This is a genomic window from Pseudomonas sp. S32, assembly GCF_016648095.1.
Classification (GTDB): domain Bacteria; phylum Pseudomonadota; class Gammaproteobacteria; order Pseudomonadales; family Pseudomonadaceae; genus Aquipseudomonas; species Aquipseudomonas parafulva.
In genome coordinates this window covers 14,273-33,585 of the sequence record NZ_JACVVF010000011.1, presented here as the reverse complement: position 1 = coordinate 33,585, position 19,313 = coordinate 14,273, and the positions used below count along the sequence as shown (strand labels likewise).

Genomic DNA, 19,313 nt, shown 5'->3' with positions numbered 1-19,313 from the left:
TTTTCTACCGTTTTGACCCAGAGGTGGGCGGCATGCAGATACAGCCAGGTGTGTACCGGCATTACAAAGGGCCTGAGTACCGTGTCTTCAGCGTTGCGCGACATTCCGAAAGCGAGGAGTGGATGGTGTTCTACCAATGCCTGTATGGTGACTACAGCTTTTGGGTGCGCCCCCTTGCAATGTTCTGTGAGTCGGTTGAGGTTGACGGCGAACAGGTGCCACGCTTTGCTTTGGTCAAGGCCGAAGAGGGCCTGGCAGGGGTGTCGGATAAGTCGCACGGCTGATCAGCCGAACTTGACCTCGCACTTTTGCCACTATATATAGCGGTGCCGCGTCTGGCACCTGACGTGTTTTTTATCTTCAGATTCAGGAATACACCGATCCATGGGCAAATCGCTGGTCATTGTGGAATCCCCGGCCAAGGCCAAGACCATCAACAAGTACCTGGGCAACCAGTACGTGGTGAAGTCGAGTATCGGCCATATCCGAGACCTCCCCACCAGCGGTTCGGCCAGCGCCAGCAAAGAGCCCGCCGCCAAGCGTGGCAAGGCGGCCGCGGGTGAGGCACCGGCCCTATCGCCGAAAGAAAAGGCTCGCCGTCAGCTGGTTGCACGCATGGGCGTCGACCCGGACCACGGCTGGAAGGCCAAGTACGAGATCCTTCCCGGCAAAGAGAAGGTGATCGACGAGCTGCGTCGCCTGGCCAAGGATGCTGACACCATCTACCTCGCAACCGACTTGGACCGCGAAGGGGAAGCCATTGCCTGGCACCTGCGCGAAGCCATCGGCGGCGACGACACCCGCTACAAGCGCGTGGTGTTCAACGAGATCACCAAAAAAGCCATCCAGGACGCGTTCTCGCAACCGGGGGAGCTGGATATCGACCGGGTCAACGCGCAACAGGCCAGGCGCTTCCTGGACCGCGTGGTGGGCTACATGGTCTCGCCATTGCTATGGTCCAAGATCGCTCGCGGCTTGTCCGCCGGGCGCGTGCAGTCGGTGGCGGTGAAGCTGGTGGTGGAGCGTGAACGTGAAATTCGTGCGTTCATCCCCCAGGAATACTGGGAAATCCACGCCGACCTCGGCACTGCAAAAAATGCCAAGGTGCGCTTCGAGGTCGCCCGTGAGAACGGTGAAGCCTTCAAGCCGCTGAATGAAGCCCAGGCCATGGCGGCCCTGGACAAGCTCAAGGCGTCCAGCTACAGCGTGGTCAAGCGTGAAGACCGCCCGACCAGCAGCAAGCCGTCGGCGCCGTTCATCACCTCGACATTGCAGCAGGCTGCCAGCAACCGCCTGGGCTTCGGCGTGAAGAAGACCATGATGATGGCCCAGCGTCTGTACGAAGCGGGCTATATCACGTACATGCGTACCGACTCCACCAACCTGTCGGTGGACGCCCTGGACATGGCGCGCAGCTACATCGAGCGCGAGTTCGGCAAGCAGTACCTGCCTGAAGCGCCCATGGTCTATGGCAGCAAGGAAGGCGCGCAGGAGGCCCACGAGGCCATTCGCCCTTCGGACGTCAACACGCACCCGACCAAGTTAAGTGGCATGGAGCGCGATGCCGAGCGCCTGTACGAGCTGATCTGGCGCCAGTTCCTGGCCTGCCAGATGCCACCGGCCCAGTACCTGTCCACCAGCGTGACCGTGGCGGCAGGTGACTTCGAATTGCGTGCCAAGGGCCGCATTCTGAAGTTCGACGGTTATACCCGGGTACTGCCGCAGCAGAGCAAGCCGGGCGAAGACGATGTGCTGCCAGAGATGGTGCAGGGCGAAGCCATGAAGCTGATGCAGCTCGACCCGAGCCAGCACTTCACCAAGCCACCAGCGCGTTTCACCGAGGCCAGCCTGGTCAAGGAAATGGAAAAGCGCGGCATCGGCCGCCCGTCAACCTATGCGGCGATCATTTCCACCATCCAGGACCGCGGCTATGTGACGTTGCACAACCGCCGGTTCTACTCCGAAAAAATGGGCGACATCGTAACCGAGCGCCTGTCGGAGAGCTTCGCCAACCTCATGGACTACGGCTTTACCGCCGGCATGGAAGAGAACCTGGACGACGTGGCCCAGGGTGAGCGCGACTGGAAGAACGTGCTGGACGAGTTCTACGGCGACTTCAGCAAGAAGCTGCAGACTGCCGAGTCCAGCGAAGACGGCATGCGCGCCAACCAGCCGACCATGACCAACATCGCCTGCAAGGAATGCGGCCGGCCGATGATGATTCGCACCGCCTCGACCGGTGTGTTCCTGGGCTGCTCCGGTTACAGCCTGCCGCCCAAAGAGCGCTGCAAGGCGACTGTCAACCTGGTGCCGGGCGATGAGATTGCCGCCGACGACGAAGGTGAGTCGGAATCGCGGGTACTGCTTGGCAAGCACCGCTGCCCGATCTGCGCCACGGCGATGGATGCGTACCTGCTGGACGAGAAGCACAAGTTGCACATCTGCGGCAACAACCCTGACTGCCCGGGTTACGAGATCGAAGAGGGTAACTACCGCATCAAGGGGTACGAAGGGCCTAGCCTTGAGTGCGACAAGTGCGGCAGCGAGATGCAGCTGAAAACGGGCCGGTTCGGCAAGTTCTTCGGCTGCACCAACCCGGCCTGCAAGAACACCCGCAAGCTGCTGAAGAGTGGCGAAGCGGCGCCACCGAAGATGGACAAGGTGGACATGCCTGAGCTCAAGTGCGAAAAGGTGGATGACACCTACGTGCTGCGTGACGGTGCTTCAGGCTTGTTCCTGGCTGCCAGCCAGTTCCCGAAAAACCGGGAAACCCGTGCGCCGTTGGTCTTGGAGATTGTGCCGCACAAGCACGAGATCGATCCCAAGTACCACTTCCTGTGCGATGCGCCTGCCAAAGACCCGGACGGCCGCCCGGCGGTGATCCGCTACAGCCGTAAGACCAAGGAGCAGTACGTGCAGTCTGAAGTCGACGGCAAGCCGACTGGCTGGAAGGCGTTCTACGATGGCAACGCCTGGAAGGTCGAAGACAAGCGCTGAGCAACAGCGTGTATTGTATTGGGGCCGCTATGCGGCCCTCGTCATTCATGAGCCGGCTAATTCGCCATGCAGCCTGATGGGAGGGCATAGAAATGGCCCAGGAAGTCTACACCCGTACCAACCAGAAACTGTTTTTTGCCGGGCTTGCGCTTGAATCCATGGCCAAGGCGGAACAAAGCCAGGCCATGAACGCGCAGGGCCTGGCCCAGGCAGAGCGTGAAGCCGCGCTGTTTCACCTGTATGGCGCATTGCTAGGGCTGTGTCATGAGGTCAGTGCTTTCTACCGTCTGCCCGCTGCTGCCAGTGTGGAGCAGGCCATGGCGGATGATGCGCTCAATGGCCTTGCCATCCCAGAGGTTGCAGAACTGCTGGAGCTTGCCCGTCAGCGGGAGACCTGGCTGGCGCAAATGCTGGGGGCTTACGCCGACCTGTTCCGGCCGCCCGTCGCACGCAAGGCGCCAAAAACTGACGTCACTCAGCCGCTGATCCAGGCCGTAAGCCTTGATGAACCGGCCACCGAACCACTGTCGAGGGATGAGCTGGAGAGCTGGCGCCATAACCTCAAAGCGCTCGTCAGGCGTTTTCGCGACGCGTTGAGTGAGTGCTGAGTCCAGCCAGCGCTGGTACAATGCTGGCCTTTCGTGGAGAACCGCCGTTTATGTCTACGTCTTTTCTGGAAATTGTCGAGTTGCCTGATGGCCGCATCGAACTGCGTCGCGCCGAGGATGAGGGCTCATTGGTAACCTTGGATTTCTCGGAGGATGCCAAGGTGTTTCTGCAGGGTCAGCATGTGGAGGTGGCCAAGGCCATGCTCAGCGTTGGCGTGCAAATGGCCGGGCGGCTTATGGATGGCGAGCTTGAGCGGGAAGAAGGGCCGCGCGTACTGCATTGAGGTGCGTCACGCTTAATGTTCTATGTGGTCGCAGGCAAGGCCTGAACATCAGCCAAAGCGGATGTTCAGGCTTTGTGCATTACCCGCGCTGGCAGCGCGGACCAATTGCTGGCGTGCAGTTGCGTTGACGTTGCCCAGCCAGCTGACCACGGTATGGCTGCGCCCCAGGCGCAGCGCTTCGCAGGTCAGTTGCAACGGGCTCTTATTGCCGCGAGGGTGCAGCAGCAGGATGCGCTCACGGTTGAGGCCGGCATCCCGTAGCCACGCCTGGGTCAGGCTGGACGGCGGGGCGATCAGGGTGAGCCAGCGGGCCTCGTCCTCTTCGCTCAGTTCGCGCAGTACCGGTGCCAACAAGGTCTGGCAATGGCTGGGTGCGCCGTGCAGCGACAACTCGCTGAACAGGTCGGGCGCGCTGCTCTGGCGACTCAGTTCGCTGGCTTTCAGCCCAGGCAATACAGGCTGTGCGAGGAATGCTTCGAACAGGGGCAACTGGACTTGCTCGTGTGCGTGAATGATCTGCTGCATGACGCCTCCTGGATCAGCGGCGAATGACGCCGACGCTCAAGCCCTCGATCACCAGTTCCTGTTCTTTCAGGTTGACTTCGATGGGGGCGAATTCTGGGTTTTCAGCGAGCAGCCAGACCTTGTTGCCTTCGCGCTTGAAGCGCTTGACGGTCACCTCGTCGCCGATGCGGGCCACGACGATCTGCCCGTTACGGGCTTCGCGGCAGGTGTGCACGGCCAGCAGGTCGCCATCTAGAATGCCGACGTCCTTCATGCTCATGCCGTGGACGCGCAACAGGTAGTCGGCCTGGGGGTGGAAGAAGGCAGGGCTGATGTTGCACGATTGCTCGATGTGCTGCTCGGCAAGAATGGGGGCGCCCGCTGCCACCCGCCCGATGATCGGCAGGCCGGCTTCTTCGGCCTTGGCTTCCAGGCCCGGGATGCGAATGCCGCGCGATGCCCCAGGGGTCATCTCGATGGCGCCTTTACGGGCGAGTGCCTTGAGGTGTTCTTCTGCGGCGTTGGGGGACTTGAACCCGAGCTCCTGTGCAATCTCGGCGCGGGTCGGCGGGAAACCGTTGTCCTCAAGGCAACGCTTGATGAACGCGAGGATTTCGGCTTGGCGTGGCGTCAGTTTCAACATGATCAGCGCTCTGTCTTTTTGTACAGTGACTGGGATTATATACAGTATTGGGGTGGCTGCAAGCACATAGCCTCAAGCTGCAAGTGGCAAGCTGCAAGTAGCACTTAGCAAGCATCACCGGCAAGGCCGGGCAGGGCAGCCCAGAACGGGGAGGAAGCAGGTGAGACTGGCCGGTCACGGAGCCTTGACAGACGCAGGGTTGAAACGTATGTTTCAAACACCTGTTTGTCTGGCGGAGCGCGCGGAGTAATCATGGCCCAATCGGAAACCGTTGAACGCATTCTCGATGCTGCCGAGCAGCTGTTCGCGGAAAGGGGGTTCGCCGAAACCTCGTTGCGGCTGATTACCAGCAAGGCCGGGGTCAACCTGGCCGCTGTAAATTACCATTTCGGCTCCAAGAAAGCCCTGATCCAGGCCGTGTTCTCGCGGTTCCTGGGGCCGTTCTGCGCCAGCCTGGAGCGCGAGCTCGAGCGCCGTCAAGCCAAGCCGGAACACAAGCCTACCCTCGAAGAACTGCTGGAAATGCTGGTGGAGCAGGCACTGGTGGTGCAGCCGCGCAGCAACAATGACCTGTCGATCTTCATGCGCCTGCTGGGCCTGGCCTTCAGCCAGAGCCAGGGGCACCTGCGCCGCTACCTGGAAGACATGTATGGCAAGGTGTTCCGCCGCTACATGCTGCTGGTCAACGAGGCTGCGCCGCGCATCCCGCCGCTGGAGCTGTTCTGGCGCGTGCACTTCATGCTCGGCGCTGCTGCCTTCAGCATGTCGGGTATCAAGGCGCTGCGGGCTATTGCCGAAACCGATTTCGGCATCAACACCTCCATCGAACAGGTGATGCGCCTCATGGTACCTTTCCTGGCGGCCGGCATGCGTGCCGACACCGGTGTCACCGACCCGGCCATGGCCAGTGCCCAGTTGCGCCCGCGCACCAAGGCCGCCCCCGTGGTTTCCAGCGCCAAGGCTTGATGCCGCCACGCTACCAGGCTGCGGCGCGCGCCACCCAGTCTCAATTCAAGGATTACCCATGACCGTCAGCCTGCAAGGCTCCCTGATGGTGGATATCGCCGGCCAATGGCTGACCGCCGAAGACCGCCACCTGCTGCGTCAACCCGAAGTGGCGGGGTTGATCATCTTTGCCCGCAACATCGACAGCCCGCGCCAGGTGCGTGAGCTGTGCGCCTCCATTCGCGCCATCCGCCCTGACCTGGTGCTGGCAGTGGATCAGGAAGGCGGCCGCGTCCAGCGTCTGCGCCAGGGCTTCGTACGGCTGCCGGCCATGCGGGCATTGGCGGACAACGGCAATGCCCTGTACCTCGCCGAGCAGTGCGGCTGGGTGATGGCCACCGAAGTGCTGGCGGTTGGGCTGGACCTGAGCTTCGCCCCCGTGCTGGACCTTGACCACCAACGCAGCGCCGTGGTGGGCAGCCGAGCCTTCGAGGGTGACCCGCAGCGCGCTACCGATCTGGCCGCCGCGTTCATCCGGGGCATGAATGCGGCGGGCATGGCTGCCTGCGGCAAGCACTTCCCTGGCCACGGCTGGGCCGAAGCCGACTCCCATGTGGCCATCCCGACCGACGAGCGCAGTTTGGCGCAATTGCGCCAGGCTGACCTGATTCCCTTCAGCCGCCTCAGTGGGCAGCTGGCGGCGGTGATGCCGGCGCATGTCATCTACCCGCAGGTCGACGACCGCCCGGCTGGCTTTTCCCGGCGCTGGCTGCAGGACATCCTGCGCGGCGAGCTGGGTTTCGACGGTGTGATCTTCAGTGACGACCTGTCCATGGCCGGGGCGCATGTGGTGGGTGACGCCGCCAGCCGTATCGAGGCGGCGCTTACCGCCGGTTGCGACATGGGCCTGGTGTGCAATGACCGGGCTGCAGCGGAGCTGGCGTTGAGCGCAGCGCAGCGTATGCAGGTGAAGCCCTCGCCACGCATCGCGCGCATGCGCGGCCAGGGCTTTGCCTGCACGGACTACCGCCAGCAACCGCGCTGGCTCGAGGCGTTGGGGGCGTTGCGCGAGGCGCAGTTGATCGACTGACCCCGCGGCTGCGGGGTCGGCACGGTCCGGTACCCGTTAGCGGCCGCGTTTACCCGGCAGTGGTGCAAACAGGGCTTCGATTTCCTCATCCCCCAGGCGCCATTGCCCGGCCTGCCCGCCGTCTAGCAAGCTGGCGGCCAACGCTGCCTTGTCTTGTTGCAGCAGCTGGATCTTCTCCTCGACGGTGCCGCGGGTAATCAGCTTGAACACGAACACCGGCTTGTCCTGGCCAATGCGGTAGGCGCGGTCGGTGGCCTGGCTCTCGCTGGCCGGGTTCCACCAGGGGTCGAAGTGGATCACGGTGTCGGCAGCGGTCAGGTTCAGCCCCACGCCGCCTGCCTTCAGGCTGATCAGAAATACCTCGCTGTGACCCTCCTGAAACTGTTGCACCGGTGTGCGCCTGTCACGGGTATCCCCTGTGAGCAGGCTGTAACGTATGTGGCGCTCTTGCAGTTCCTGTTCGATCAGGGCCAGCATCGAGGTGAACTGGGAGAACAGCAACACCCGCCGCCCTTCACCCAGCAGCTCGGCGAGCATCTCCATCAATGCCCCCAGCTTGCCCTTGTCGGCCTGGTTGCCCCGGGTTTCCACACCCTTGACCAGGCGCAAGTCGCAGCACACCTGGCGCAGCTTGAGCAGCGCATCCAGGATGACGATCTGGCTGCGCGCCGCGCCACTGCGGGCAATTTCGTCGCGGACCTTTTTGTCCATCGCCACCCGCACCGCCTCATAGGTGTCGCGCTGTGCGTCGCTGAGCTCGACCCAGTGCACCATCTCGGTCTTGGCTGGCAGCTCGGTGGCGACCTGTTCCTTGGTACGGCGCAGCAGAAACGGGCGAATACGGGTCACCAGGTGGGCCAGCCGCTCACTGTCGCCTTGACGCTCGATCGGGTTGCGGTAGTCCTGGTTGAACCGCTTCAGGTCCCCCAGCCAGCCGGGCATCAGGAAGTGAAAGATCGACCACAGCTCGCCCAGGTTGTTTTCCATCGGCGTGCCCGTCAGGCATACGCGCTGGTTGGCCTTGAGCTCGCACACCGCTTGCGCAGCCTTGCTGGTGCTGCTCTTGATGTTCTGCGCTTCGTCCAGGATCAGCACGTGCCAGGGTTGATCCTGTAAATAGCCCAGGTCGCGGGGCACCAGTGCATAGGTGGTCAACACCAGGTCGTATTCGTGCAGGTTTGCAAAGTGCTTGTTGCGCGAAGGGCCCTGCAGGGCCAGCACGCGCAGTTCGGGGGCGAAGCGCTGGGCCTCGTCCAGCCAGTTGGGTACAAGGCTGGTGGGCATCACCACCAGGGCCGGCGAGCCGAGCCTGCCGGCTTCTTTTTCCAGCAGCAGGTGCGCCAAGGCCTGCAGGGTTTTGCCCAGCCCCATGTCATCGCCCAGGATGCCGCCCGTGCCCATCTCGCGCAGCGCCTGCAACCAGTTCAGGCCTTGCTGCTGATAGGGGCGCAGGCTGGCCTGTAGCCCTGTGGGTGGTGGCACCTGCAGGTCGCGGGCATCGCGCAGGCGGCGCCCCAGGTCACGGACATGCGCGCCGCCTTCCCAGTGCAGGGGCAACCCATCGACTTCGTTCAGCCGCGCTGCATCGGCACGGTCCAGGCGTACGGCGGGGCCGGCCTCGTGTTCGCCGAGGTACAGCCCGCCCAGGGTCGCCATGACCGCCTTGACTCGGCCATAGGGCAGGGCGACGCGCAGGGCAGGGCTGTCCAGCCGCCCGCGGTTCAGGTCAATCAGCAGGTGCTCGTCATCGTTGCGTTTGGCCAGTTCGCTGGGGCGTAGCAGTTCGGGGCTGCTGCGCAGCAGGTGCAGCACGATGGGTAGCAGGCTGTGGCGCTGCCCTTCGACCACGATGCCCAGTTCCAGGTCGAACCATTCGTGGCCTGGCGCTTCATCGATGGACGCGTACCAGTCATCCACCTCCTGCAGGTTGAAGGCAAAGTCGCGGTGCATATCTATTTGCCAGCCCGCATCACGCAGCGGCCCTGCGCCTTCGCGCGCGAATTTCAGCCATGTTTCGTCGTCGGCGAGTTGGAACATTTCACCCGCGCTGTCAGGCAGTGCCTTGCTCTGCCGCGTTGCCACCTTGAAGCCCATGTCGCGCAGCGTTTTGCGCAAACGTTGCTCGGCTTCGGGCTGGCGGCGGATGCGTTGGCTGGTGCTGCCCACCAGGCGGGTCAGGGGCTTGTCGTCATTGCCGCTCGCCCGCAAACCATCGTAGTCGAAGGCCAGTGCGGCGCGGTGCTGAAACTGCCGCTGCATGCGGCCGGTCTTGGGCATGTAGGCGGTGAACTCGACACTGCCCAGGGTCAGGTGGGGCGTGGGCGGGATGTCGTCGATCAGTTGCTCCTGTACGGGCGCCGGGGTGGGCACCTGATGGCTGAGCGCATTGAGTTTATGGCTGAGAGGGACGACCAGGTGCTCAGGCACCACTGGGGCGACGGTCAGTTGCATGGCCGTGTGCGGGTTCAGGGTATGCTCGACCGTGCCGACTTCTTTTGTATCGATATCGAGGTAGTAGAGTGGCACCAGGGGGATGACACACAGCATCTGCCCGCCATCGCTCACCCACGTGCCGCGATAGGCACCGCTGTCCAGCCGTACCCAGCGAAACTCGGCCTTGAGCGCAGGCCCCTGGCGCAGCAGCGGCAGCTCTGGCAGGTACAGCAGGCGCCCGGTATCAAGGGCACGCTGGAACAGCTCGCCGCCTTCGTGACCCCTCAGCCGGTAGCCGCGATCCTGGCCGCCGCCCTGGTTCAGTGCCGAAAGCAGCCGCAGGATGCGAATATCGTCCTCGGTGACGAAGTTCGGCGGCTGATACAGGTAATCGTAAAGTGACTGCACACGGCTGTAACGGATGCCATCGGCAGTGCGTGTGCCTTTGCGCACCATCAACGAGCAGCTGTCGTCATTCTCGAGCCTGAGTTCGTAGCAGACCATGCGCCCGCGTTTGTCCTTGCCCTCTTCGGTTTTGCGGGGTGCCTGCTCCAGGCCGGTCAGCCAGTGCTGCAGCTCGGGCGAGAGGGTCGTGCTTTTGGGTGCGGCGGGCTCATGGCTGGCGTAAGGGTCACAGATTGAAAACAGCACAGCGGCGCAGTGTTTGCAGTTGACCTGCACGGGGCAGGTGCAGTCACCGTCGATCATGCACCGCCCGTTTTCCAGGGTGACGAAGATCGTCTGGCTGTAGCGCTGCCCGCGGCTTCCCTCGCACGTGGCGGAAATCAGCTGGGTGTCTACTGCTTCCAGTTCGACCCTGCCTTCTTCGGCGTATTTCTCGCCCCGCTGCAAAGCGCCACGGTCGAAGCATTTGACCCAGTTCGGATTGTCGCTCAAGCATTCGAACGCATCTCTTGCCATGGCTTACTGCTCCAGCAATTCCGGGTCCATGGGCGGCATTTTGGGCGTGCCTGGGGGCGTTACTTTCAGCAGCAAGGCCAAGTGGCCGCCGTCGAGGAAGGTGAGTTGGCCGGCCTTGACGTTGCTGTTGGCCTGCCTGAACTGCTCGCTTTGCAACACGCTGCCATTGCCGTCGAGCTGGTTGACCCACAGGTTGGCCTCCACCGTGATGAAGCGGCCCTGGCCAATGCTGAGGTTGCCTTCGATAGGGAAGTGGCCGAACTGCTCGTTGCCTTCACCCAAGGCAATACGGCTTGGCCCATCGCCCACCTGCTGCTGCCAGGCCCGGTGCATCAGCACGGTGTAGTCTGCCGTGGCCTCCAGGCGGGTGGCTTCATCTTCAAGGGCAGGGCGCTGTTCGGCGTCCTTGCCAAGGCGTGGGGCACCGGCACTCCAGTTTTCAGGCGCGAACGGGCTGGTGAAGGCGGGCACGTTGTTTTGCCGTACCAGTATCATTTCTACCTGGTACAGGCCCTGGGCGAATGCGCTGGGGGCAAAAGCCGCCAGCAGCAGGGTCAGGCAACGGATGGCACGCATGGGTCTTCCTTAAGCAGGCTGTGGTGTCAGGCGCTCGAACAGCGCCTCCAGGGTATTGAAGCGTTCGTCGGGGCGTTCCATCGGGACCATGAAGCGGAACTGGGTAGCCCCCTCGAACTTGTAGCGTTTGGGTTGGCCCTGGATCAGCTTGATCAGGGTCAATGGGTCGACCGGGGTTTCGGCCTCGAACTCGAGCTTGCCGCCGTTGGGGCCGGCGTCGACCTTCTTGATGCCGAGCTTTTCTGCCTGCAGCTTGAGCGCCGTCAGGCGCATCAGGTTCTTGGTCGGCTCCGGCAGCAGGCCGAAGCGGTCGATCATCTCCACCTGCAGGTCTTTAAGGCCTTCTTCGTCGGCGGCCGAGGCGATGCGCTTGTACAGGATCAGCCGCGCATGCACGTCCGGCAGGTAGTCTTCCGGGATCAGCGCCGGCAGGCGCAGGTTGATCTCCGGGCCGCCGCCCAGTGGCTGCTCGAGGTTGGGCTGGGTGCCCTTGCGGATGGCCTTGACCGCGCGCTCGAGCATTTCCATGTAGAGCGTGAAGCCCACCGCCTGGATCTGACCACTCTGGCCTTCGCCCAGCAGTTCGCCAGCCCCGCGGATTTCCAGGTCGTTGGTGGCCAGCACGAAGCCGGCCCCCAGGTCCTGGGTGTTGGCGATGGCTTCCAGGCGCTTTTCTGCGTCGGCGCTCACCTTTTGCCGGGTGGGCGTGAGCAAGTAGGCGTAGGCCTGGTGGTGGCTGCGGCCTACCCGGCCACGCAGCTGGTGCAGCTGGGCCAGGCCGAACTTGTCGGCGCGCTCGATGACGATAGTGTTGGCGCTTGGCACGTCGATGCCGGTTTCGATGATGGTCGAAGCCACCAGCACGTTGAAGCGCTTGTGGTAGAAGTCGCTCATCACCTGCTCCAGTTCACGCTCGCGCATCTGGCCATGGCCGATGCCAATGCGCGCCTCGGGCACCAGCTCTGCCAGGTCGGCGGCGCACTTCTCGATGGTTTTTACATCGTTGTGCAGGTAGTACACCTGGCCGCCGCGCAGCAGTTCGCGCAGCAGCGCTTCCTTCACCGTGCTGTTGTTCTGCTCCATGACGAAGGTACGTACCGACAGGCGACGTGCCGGCGGCGTGGCGATGATGGACAGGTCACGCATGCCGGCCACTGCCATGTTCAGCGTGCGCGGAATGGGCGTGGCGGTGAGGGTGAGGATGTCGACCTCGCTGCGCAGCGCCTTCAGTTGTTCTTTCTGGCGCACGCCAAAGCGGTGCTCTTCGTCGATGATGGCCAGGCCCAGGTCCTTGAAGCGCACATCGTCCTGCAGCAGCTTGTGGGTGCCGATGAGGATGTCGATCTTGCCCTCGGCCAGGTCCGCAGCGGCGCTGGCCACCTCCTTCGCGGACTTGAAGCGGCTCATGACCTCTACGGTCACCGGCCAGTCGGCGAAGCGGTCGCGGAAGCTGTTGTAGTGCTGCTGCGCGAGCAAGGTGGTAGGCACCAGCACGGCCACCTGGCGGCCACTGTGCACCGCGATGAACGCGGCGCGCATGGCCACTTCGGTCTTGCCGAAGCCCACGTCGCCGCACACCAGGCGGTCCATGGGCTTGGGCGCCAGCATGTCGCTGCGCACCGCTTCGATGGCTGCCTGCTGGTCGGGGGTTTCCTCGAACGGGAAGCCGGCACTGAAGGTGGCGTAGTCGGCGGCCGGGTCGGCGAAGGCATAGCCCTTGCGCGCGGCGCGGCGGGCATAGATGTCGAGCAGTTCGGCGGCTACGTCGCGCACCTGTTCGGCGGCCTTGCGCTTGGCTTTTTGCCAGGCTTCGGAACCCAGCCGGTGCAGTGGGGCCAGGGCATCGTCGCTGCCGGTGTAGCGGGCGATGAGGTGCAGGTTGGCAACCGGCACATACAGCTTGGCGCCCTCGGCATACGCCAGGGTAAGAAACTCGGCGGCCTGGCCGTCGATTTCCAGCGTAGCCAGGCCCAGGTAACGGCCAACACCGTGGTCGATGTGCACCACGGGCGCGCCTTCGCGCAGTTCGGTCAGGTTCTTGATGACGGCGTCGTTGGCGGTTTCGCCGCGCTTGTCACGGCGCCGGCGCTGCATCACGCGCTGGCCGAACAGCGGGCTCTCGGCAACCAGGGCAATGGCGGGGTCGTCCAGCACCAGGCCTTCGTCCAGCGGGGCGATGGTAATGGCCAGGCGCTCGCTGCCGGTGATGAAGTCTGCCCAGCCCTCGACCGTGTGCGGGCGCAGCTTGAGCCGCTCGAGCAGCTCCAGCAGCACTTCGCGGCGCCCGGCGGATTCGGCGGTGAACAGCACGCGGCCGCCGAACTGGTCGAGGAAGGCTGACAGCTCGGCCAGGGGCTGGTTGGCCTTGGCTTCGATCGCAAGGTTGGGCAGCGCCCGGGCAGCGAAGCGCGCGCGGCCAGCGCCTGCGTCCAGGTCCTCGCTGCTGACCACCACCCGGGGCCATTGCTTGAGCCGGGCAAAGCAGTCTTCTACCGGCAGGAACAGTTCGGCCGGGGGCAGCAGCGGGCGGCTCAAGTCGCCGCGGCGGTCTTCATAGCGCCCGCGCACGTCGTTCCAGAAGTGCTCGGCGGCCTGCTCCACGCCTGGCAGCGAGAACACCTGGGTGTCGGCGGGCAAGTAGTCGAACAGGGTGGCGGTTTCTTCGAAGAACAGTGGCAGGTAGTACTCGATGCCCGCCGGGATGATGCCGCTGGCGAGGTCCTGGAAGATGGCGCTGCGGCGGAAGTCGACGTCGAAGCGCTCACGGAACCGCGCCTTGAAGCGGGTCACTTCTTCCTTCTGCATCGGGAATTCCCGCGCCGGCAGCAGCCGGATCGAGTCCACCTTGTCGATGGAGCGCTGGGTTTCCGGGTCGAAGGTGCGCAGCGTTTCGATCTCGTCATCGAACAGGTCGATGCGGTAGGGCAGTTTGCTGCCCATGGGGAACAGGTCGATCAGGGCGCCACGCACGGCGAACTCACCGTGTTCGTATACGGTATCGACGCATCGGTAGCCCGTGGCCTCCAGGCGGCTGCGCATCTGCTCTACGTCGATGGTCTGGCCTACGTCCAGCACCAGGCTGCTGCCCAGCAGAAACCGTGTAGGCGCCAGGCGGTGCAGGGCGGTGGTGATGGGAACCACCAGGATGCCGTGGCTGAGCTCCGGCAGCCGGTAAAGGCTGGCGATGCGCTGGGAAATGATGTCCTGGTGCGGCGAGAACAGGTCGTACGGCAGGGTTTCCCAATCGGGAAACGGCAGCACCGGCAGCTCGGGGGCGAAGAACTTCAGCTCTTGCTCGAGGCGGTCGGCGGCCTGGCTGTCGGCGGTCAGCAGCAGGGTGAAGCGGCCAGCGCTGCTGGCAGCCTCGGCGATGGCAAGGCTGAGGGCGGCCCCGGGCAGGTTGCCCCAGGTTTGTTTGCCGGCCGTGGCCGACAGTTGCGGTAGGCGCAGAACTGACACGGGAGATGGCACTCCAAGCGTTGCGGCAAAGAGGTCGATTGTACCGGTGACCGTGCCGGCTGTCAGGCTTGGATGGGCATGATTGCTGGCCTGCGTCACCGCGACAGGCGCTCATTGCCGGTTACGCATCGGGGCGTCATAATGTAGCCCCTTTTTTCTGTCCCTACATGTGGAAGGTTCCCGTGACTCAGAAGCCCGACCAGTGTCTTGGTGAGTGGATCGATCGTGAAGCCCTGGCTGAAGCGATGATCCCGCTTATCGGTCAGCTCTACCGCAACAACAATGTGGTGAGCTCGATTTATGGCCGTAGCCTGATCAACCGTTCGGTTATCTCGATCCTCAAGGCGCACCGCTTTGCGCGTCATCGCCAAACCGACGAAACCGAACTGTCTGTTCACGAGACATTCCCCCTGCTCAAGGCCATGAGCGAGCTGAAGCTGGGCGCCGCTTCGGTCGACCTGGGCAAGCTGGCCAACAAGTTCAAGCAGGAAGGCAATGGCCGTACGGCCGAGCAGTTCGTCCGCGAAGAACTGGCCGAAGTGGTTGGCCAGCAGAACGCTGCTGCGCGCAAGGGCACCGACGTGGTGCTGTACGGCTTCGGTCGCATCGGCCGCCTGCTGGCACGCATCCTGATCGAAAAAACCGGTGGTGGCGACGGCCTGCGCCTGCGTGCCATCGTCGTGCGCAAAGGCGCTGAAAACGACCTGGTCAAGCGCGCCAGCCTGCTGCGTCGCGACTCGGTGCACGGCCCGTTCGATGGCACCATCACCATCGATGAAGCCAACAACACCCTCACCGCCAACGGCAACCTGATCCAGATCATCTACGCCAAGAGCCCGAGCGAAGTCGACTACACCCAGTACGGCATCGAGAACGCACTGATCGTCGACAACACCGGCGTATGGCGCGATGCCGACGGCCTGGGCCAGCACCTGGCCTGCCCGGGCGCCGGTCGCGTGATCCTTACCGCACCTGGCAAGGGCGCGCTGAAGAACATCGTGCACGGTATCAACCACGGCGACATCGCTGCCGATGACAAGATCATCTCGGCCGCCTCCTGCACCACCAACGCCATCGTGCCGGTGCTCAAGGCTGTCAACGACCAGTACGGCATCATCAATGGTCACGTCGAAACCGTTCACTCGTTCACCAACGACCAGAACCTGATCGACAACTTCCACAAGGGCAGCCGTCGTGGCCGTGCCGCGCCGCTGAACATGGTCATCACCGAAACCGGTGCTGCCACCGCTGCCGCCAAGGCCTTGCCAGTACTCAAGGGCAAGCTGACCGGCAACGCCATTCGCGTGCCGACGCCGAACGTGTCGATGGCCATCCTGAACCTGAACCTGGACAAGGCCACCACCCACGAAGAAATCAACGAGTACCTGCGCCAGACCGCCATGCACTCGGAACTGCACAAGCAGATCGACTACGTCAGCTCGCAGGAAGTGGTGTCCACCGACTTCGTCGGCTCGCGTCACGCCGGTGTGGTAGACGCCGAGGCCACCATTTGCAACGACAACCGTGTCGTGCTGTACGTGTGGTACGACAACGAGTTTGGCTACAGCTGCCAGGTAGTGCGTGTGATGGAAGAAATGGCCGGGGTCAACCCGCCAGCATTCCCACACTGATACGCCTGCACGGCCATGAGCAGACGGGAACCTTCGGGTTCCCGTTTTCGTTCTGGCCGGCGGCGGCCAAGTGAGTGCCCGGGTGACTCCATCCGGCATTTGACGGAGAATGGCCGACGCTTTTGTGCAGTGGCTGGGTGACTGCCCTGCATTCGGCAGGCGTCGAAAGGCGAATGAAAGCACCAGCAGGGATGATCAACGCCACGGAATCGGTGACCCTATGTAGTGCGGGTAAAATTGGCCTACGACGCGACCAAGGGTTAATGTGCGCGGCGTTCACGCTTGATTAGACTGCACCCGAATTTTCTCATGGCGCTCTGGCGACATGATCGCGCCCCGCAAGCGACCGTGGCTTGCGGGCCAGTTCTGAAGGAGTACGCATGGCTGTCTACAACTACGACGTAGTGGTGCTGGGGTCCGGCCCGGCCGGTGAGGGGGCGGCGATGAACGCCGCCAAAGCAGGGCGCAAGGTGGCGATGGTGGACAGCCGTCGCCAAGTCGGGGGTAACTGCACTCACCTGGGTACCATTCCGTCCAAGGCACTGCGTCACTCGGTGCGGCAGATCATGCAGTTCAACACCAACACCATGTTCCGCGCCATCGGTGAGCCGCGCTGGTTCTCGTTCCCCGATGTGCTGAAAAGCGCCGAAAAGGTCATCGCCAAGCAGGTGGCTTCACGCACCGGCTACTATGCGCGCAACCGCGTCGACCTGTTCTTCGGCACCGGCAGCTTCGCTGACGAACAAACCATCGAGGTGGTGTGCCCCAACGGTGTGGTTGAAAAACTCAACGCCAAGCACATCATCATCGCCACCGGCTCGCGTCCCTATCGCCCTGCCGATATCGACTTCAACCACCCGCGGGTGTACGACAGCGACACCATCCTCAGCCTCAGCCACACCCCGCGCAAGTTGATCGTATACGGGGCCGGTGTGATCGGTTGCGAATATGCCTCCATCTTCAGCGGCCTGGGCGTGCTGGTGGAGCTGGTGGACAACCGGGGGCAGTTGCTCAGCTTCCTGGATTCGGAAATTTCCCAGGCGCTGAGTTACCACTTCAGCAACAACAACATCACCGTGCGCCATAACGAAGATTACGAGCGCGTGGAAGGGCTGGACAACGGTGTGATCCTGCACCTGAAGTCGGGCAAGAAGATCAAGGCCGATGCCTTGCTGTGGTGCAATGGCCGTACCGGCAACACCGACAAGCTGGGCCTGGAGAACATCGGCATCAAGGTCAACAGCCGCGGCCAGATCGAAGTGGACGAGGCCTACCGCACCAGCGTGCCGAACATCTATGGCGCGGGCGACGTGATCGGCTGGCCGAGCCTGGCCAGTGCTGCCCACGACCAGGGCCGTTCTGCCGCTGGCAGCATCGTCGACAACGGTAGCTGGCGCTTCGTCAACGATGTGCCCACCGGCATCTACACCATTCCCGAGATCAGCTCCATCGGCAAGAACGAGCAGGAACTCACCCAGGCCAAGGTGCCGTACGAGGTGGGCAAGGCGTTCTTCAAGAGCATGGCGCGGGCGCAGATTGCCGGTGAGCCCCAGGGCATGCTGAAAATCCTGTTCCACCGCGAAACCTTGCAGGTGCTGGGCGTGCACTGCTTCGGCTACCAGGCTTCGGAGATTGTGCACATCGGGCAGGCGGTGATGAACCAGCCTGGCGAACTGAACAACCTGAAGTACTTCGTCAACACCACGTTCAACTACCCGACCATGGCCGAGGCCTATCGGGTAGCGGCGTACGACGGCCTGAACCGGCTTTTTTGAGCGGCTCCGACCGGTGGCCTGAGCCGGTCGGAGAGACCGAATTCAACCCTGCCCGAGGGTGGTCCTGGCCAAACCGGGAAAGTCTGTAATCAGGCTGTCCACGCCGAAGTCGGCGAGCCTTCGCATCAGCGCGGGTTCGTTGACCGTCCACACCGACACGTGCAAACCCTGGCCCTGCGCTTTGAGCAGGCGCTCGGGGGTGCACAGTGTCCAGTTCAGCGCCAGCATCTGGCAGCCGTAGTTCTGGGCCACTTTCAGCGGGTCCAGCCAGGCGTACTCGGCCACCAGGCCGCGCTGCACGTCCGGCACCAGTTCCTGGGCGGCGCCCAGTACTTCACGTGAACTTGACGTGATGGTCACCTTGTCCAGCAGGCCGTATTGCTGTGCCAGCTCGCGAATGGCCAGAACCGTGGTGGCGGCGCGGGTGCGCGAGGCGCTTTTCACTTCCAGCTGCCAGTGCTCGAACGGGCACTTCTCGAACAACTCCTCGAGCCGCGGAATAGGGCAGGGCTGCACCCAGCCCGGGCCACCGTTGCGTGCGTCGATCTTGACCAGGTCTGCCGCCGGGTGCTCGACCACCTTGCCGCGTTTGCCTGTGGTGCGTTTGAGGCTCGGGTCGTGGATGACCATGAGCTGGTTGTCTGCCGACAGGTGCAGGTCCAGCTCGCAGCGCATCACGCCGTGAGACAGGCACTGGCGGAAACTGTTGAGGGTGTTCTCGGGTGCTTCGCCCTTGGCGCCGCGATGGCCGTAGATCAGGGTCACGTTCGTTCCTTCAAATCAGAGAGAAAAGGCATTCAGGACGCAGGGTCGTTGTGTTCCAGTTGCTCACGTCGCTGTTGTTGCTGGCGCTGCAGAATATAGCGGGCCAGCAATTGACGCTGGGCGTCGGTCATGTCGGTAAATTCGGTGCCAATGTCGAAGCCGCCCTGGCTGCGCGGGTCGCAGTGGGTCACCTTGCCGCGCAGCAGCAGGCCATGGGCGCGCGGCATCAGCACCAGTTTCACCTTCACGCGGGTGCCCGGTGGCACGGGCGTGGCCTGCACGCATTCGATGCCGCCTTCGGAGATGACCACCGGTTGCGGCTGGCCCACTTCGCCGAGCAAGGTCTGGGCCACCACTGCACTGAGCAGGTCCAGGCGTTTGTTCTGCGCCCGCAGGAACGCGGCCAGGGTGCGATCCTTGTCGCTCAGCTGGCGCAGCAGGTGCTGGGCCTCGAAGTCGGACAAATGCAGTTCGCTGAGCAGGTTGAACAGTGGGGAATCATCCTGCAGCACATCTGCCTCAAGGGCTTGCGCTGCGCTCAGGGGGCTTAATTGAAGTGCGATGCGGTCTGCGATGCGGTAGTATTCGCGGCGATCTTCTTCGTCTAATGTCGTCATGGCGAACCCTGGGTAGCGGCAGTGGTCCGAGTGTAAAGCCGCCGCAGGCGCCTCGCCACAAGGAC

Annotated in this window: 15 protein-coding genes; 8 read left to right on the top strand and 7 right to left on the bottom strand. The window is 63.2% G+C overall.

Annotated elements, in window-relative coordinates; genetic code table 11:
• The first annotated feature begins 32 nt into the window (after window positions 1-32).
• The 4 genes from IAE38_RS08365 to IAE38_RS08350 all read left to right on the top strand — a co-directional run bounded on the left by IAE38_RS08365 (window position 33) and on the right by IAE38_RS08350 (window position 3,889).
• Window positions 33-284: a DUF1653 domain-containing protein gene (locus IAE38_RS08365; RefSeq protein WP_028632471.1), complete on the top strand. Its 252-nt coding sequence runs from the start codon at window positions 33-35 to the stop codon at window positions 282-284.
• Between the two features lie 100 nt (window positions 285-384).
• The gene (gene topA, locus IAE38_RS08360) at window positions 385-2,997 is read left to right on the top strand and encodes a type I DNA topoisomerase (protein ID WP_201216994.1); all 2,613 of its coding nucleotides are present in this window, start codon (window positions 385-387) and stop codon (window positions 2,995-2,997) included.
• Window positions 2,998-3,089: 92 nt separating this feature from the next.
• The gene (locus IAE38_RS08355; RefSeq protein ID WP_201216991.1) at window positions 3,090-3,605 is read left to right on the top strand and encodes a DUF6586 family protein; all 516 of its coding nucleotides are present in this window, start codon (window positions 3,090-3,092) and stop codon (window positions 3,603-3,605) included.
• A gap of 50 nt (window positions 3,606-3,655) precedes the next feature.
• Complete coding sequence (locus IAE38_RS08350) at window positions 3,656-3,889, top strand: hypothetical protein (RefSeq protein WP_028632474.1); 234 nt, start codon at window positions 3,656-3,658, stop codon at window positions 3,887-3,889.
• A gap of 48 nt (window positions 3,890-3,937) precedes the next feature.
• Here the strand turns inward: IAE38_RS08350 and sulA are convergent, their stop codons facing one another.
• Together sulA and lexA are read right to left on the bottom strand one after the other, a co-directional pair.
• Complete coding sequence (gene sulA / locus IAE38_RS08345) at window positions 3,938-4,414, bottom strand: SOS-induced cell division inhibitor SulA (RefSeq protein ID WP_028632475.1); 477 nt, start codon at window positions 4,412-4,414, stop codon at window positions 3,938-3,940.
• Between the two features lie 13 nt (window positions 4,415-4,427).
• On the bottom strand, window positions 4,428-5,036 hold the full coding sequence (gene lexA, locus IAE38_RS08340; RefSeq protein WP_028632476.1) for a transcriptional repressor LexA: 609 nt from the start codon (window positions 5,034-5,036) through the stop codon (window positions 4,428-4,430).
• Window positions 5,037-5,288: 252 nt separating this feature from the next.
• Here lexA and IAE38_RS08335 point away from each other — a divergent pair, with 252 nt between their 5' ends.
• Entirely contained in the window at window positions 5,289-6,002 is a 714-nt protein-coding gene (locus IAE38_RS08335) for a TetR/AcrR family transcriptional regulator (RefSeq protein ID WP_201162764.1), read from the top strand.
• A gap of 70 nt (window positions 6,003-6,072) precedes the next feature.
• Window positions 6,073-7,071, top strand: a complete 999-nt coding sequence (nagZ, locus tag IAE38_RS08330) for a beta-N-acetylhexosaminidase (RefSeq protein ID WP_174435877.1) — start codon at window positions 6,073-6,075, stop codon at window positions 7,069-7,071.
• Window positions 7,072-7,107: 36 nt separating this feature from the next.
• Here the strand turns inward: nagZ and IAE38_RS08325 are convergent, their stop codons facing one another.
• The 3 genes from IAE38_RS08325 to mfd are packed head-to-tail and all read right to left on the bottom strand — an operon-like array spanning window position 7,108 to window position 14,460.
• Window positions 7,108-10,425, bottom strand: a complete 3,318-nt coding sequence (locus IAE38_RS08325) for a DEAD/DEAH box helicase (RefSeq protein WP_201216988.1) — start codon at window positions 10,423-10,425, stop codon at window positions 7,108-7,110.
• Between the two features lie 3 nt (window positions 10,426-10,428).
• Window positions 10,429-11,001: a CsiV family protein gene (locus tag IAE38_RS08320; protein ID WP_201162766.1), complete on the bottom strand. Its 573-nt coding sequence runs from the start codon at window positions 10,999-11,001 to the stop codon at window positions 10,429-10,431.
• A 9-nt stretch (window positions 11,002-11,010) separates the two neighbouring features.
• On the bottom strand, window positions 11,011-14,460 hold the full coding sequence (gene mfd / locus IAE38_RS08315) for a transcription-repair coupling factor (RefSeq protein ID WP_201216981.1): 3,450 nt from the start codon (window positions 14,458-14,460) through the stop codon (window positions 11,011-11,013).
• A 167-nt stretch (window positions 14,461-14,627) separates the two neighbouring features.
• On the opposite strand from mfd, the gene IAE38_RS08310 reads away from it, so the two are divergent.
• Window positions 14,628-16,091 carry a glyceraldehyde-3-phosphate dehydrogenase gene (locus tag IAE38_RS08310; RefSeq protein WP_201216978.1) on the top strand — a complete coding sequence of 488 codons (1,464 nt, stop codon included), beginning with the start codon at window positions 14,628-14,630 and terminating at the stop codon, window positions 16,089-16,091.
• Window positions 16,092-16,471: 380 nt separating this feature from the next.
• Window positions 16,472-17,866, top strand: coding sequence for a Si-specific NAD(P)(+) transhydrogenase (gene sthA, locus IAE38_RS08305; RefSeq protein WP_028632482.1), 1,395 nt, complete (start codon window positions 16,472-16,474; stop codon window positions 17,864-17,866).
• 42 nt (window positions 17,867-17,908) lie between these two features.
• Here sthA and IAE38_RS08300 read toward each other — a convergent pair whose 3' ends face one another.
• Together IAE38_RS08300 and IAE38_RS08295 are read right to left on the bottom strand one after the other, a co-directional pair.
• Complete coding sequence (locus IAE38_RS08300; RefSeq protein WP_028632483.1) at window positions 17,909-18,631, bottom strand: glycerophosphodiester phosphodiesterase; 723 nt, start codon at window positions 18,629-18,631, stop codon at window positions 17,909-17,911.
• A gap of 32 nt (window positions 18,632-18,663) precedes the next feature.
• Window positions 18,664-19,248: a PilZ domain-containing protein gene (locus tag IAE38_RS08295; protein ID WP_201216974.1), complete on the bottom strand. Its 585-nt coding sequence runs from the start codon at window positions 19,246-19,248 to the stop codon at window positions 18,664-18,666.
• Window positions 19,249-19,313 lie beyond the last annotated feature (65 nt).

Bases quoted from the DNA above. Each gene is read 5' to 3' on its own strand.
- IAE38_RS08365 (WP_028632471.1), top strand. From the start codon at position 33: ATGCAGATACAGCCAGGTGTGTACCGGCATTACAAAGGGCCTGAGTAC.
- topA (WP_201216994.1), top strand. From the start codon at position 385: ATGGGCAAATCGCTGGTCATTGTGGAATCCCCGGCCAAGGCCAAGACC.
- IAE38_RS08355 (WP_201216991.1), top strand. From the start codon at position 3,090: ATGGCCCAGGAAGTCTACACCCGTACCAACCAGAAACTGTTTTTTGCC.
- IAE38_RS08350 (WP_028632474.1), top strand. From the start codon at position 3,656: ATGTCTACGTCTTTTCTGGAAATTGTCGAGTTGCCTGATGGCCGCATC.
- sulA (WP_028632475.1), bottom strand. From the start codon at position 4,414: ATGCAGCAGATCATTCACGCACACGAGCAAGTCCAGTTGCCCCTGTTC.
- lexA (WP_028632476.1), bottom strand. From the start codon at position 5,036: ATGTTGAAACTGACGCCACGCCAAGCCGAAATCCTCGCGTTCATCAAG.
- IAE38_RS08335 (WP_201162764.1), top strand. From the start codon at position 5,289: ATGGCCCAATCGGAAACCGTTGAACGCATTCTCGATGCTGCCGAGCAG.
- IAE38_RS08325 (WP_201216988.1), bottom strand. From the start codon at position 10,425: ATGGCAAGAGATGCGTTCGAATGCTTGAGCGACAATCCGAACTGGGTC.
- IAE38_RS08320 (WP_201162766.1), bottom strand. From the start codon at position 11,001: ATGCGTGCCATCCGTTGCCTGACCCTGCTGCTGGCGGCTTTTGCCCCC.
- IAE38_RS08310 (WP_201216978.1), top strand. From the start codon at position 14,628: ATGTGGAAGGTTCCCGTGACTCAGAAGCCCGACCAGTGTCTTGGTGAG.
- sthA (WP_028632482.1), top strand. From the start codon at position 16,472: ATGGCTGTCTACAACTACGACGTAGTGGTGCTGGGGTCCGGCCCGGCC.
- IAE38_RS08295 (WP_201216974.1), bottom strand. From the start codon at position 19,248: ATGACGACATTAGACGAAGAAGATCGCCGCGAATACTACCGCATCGCA.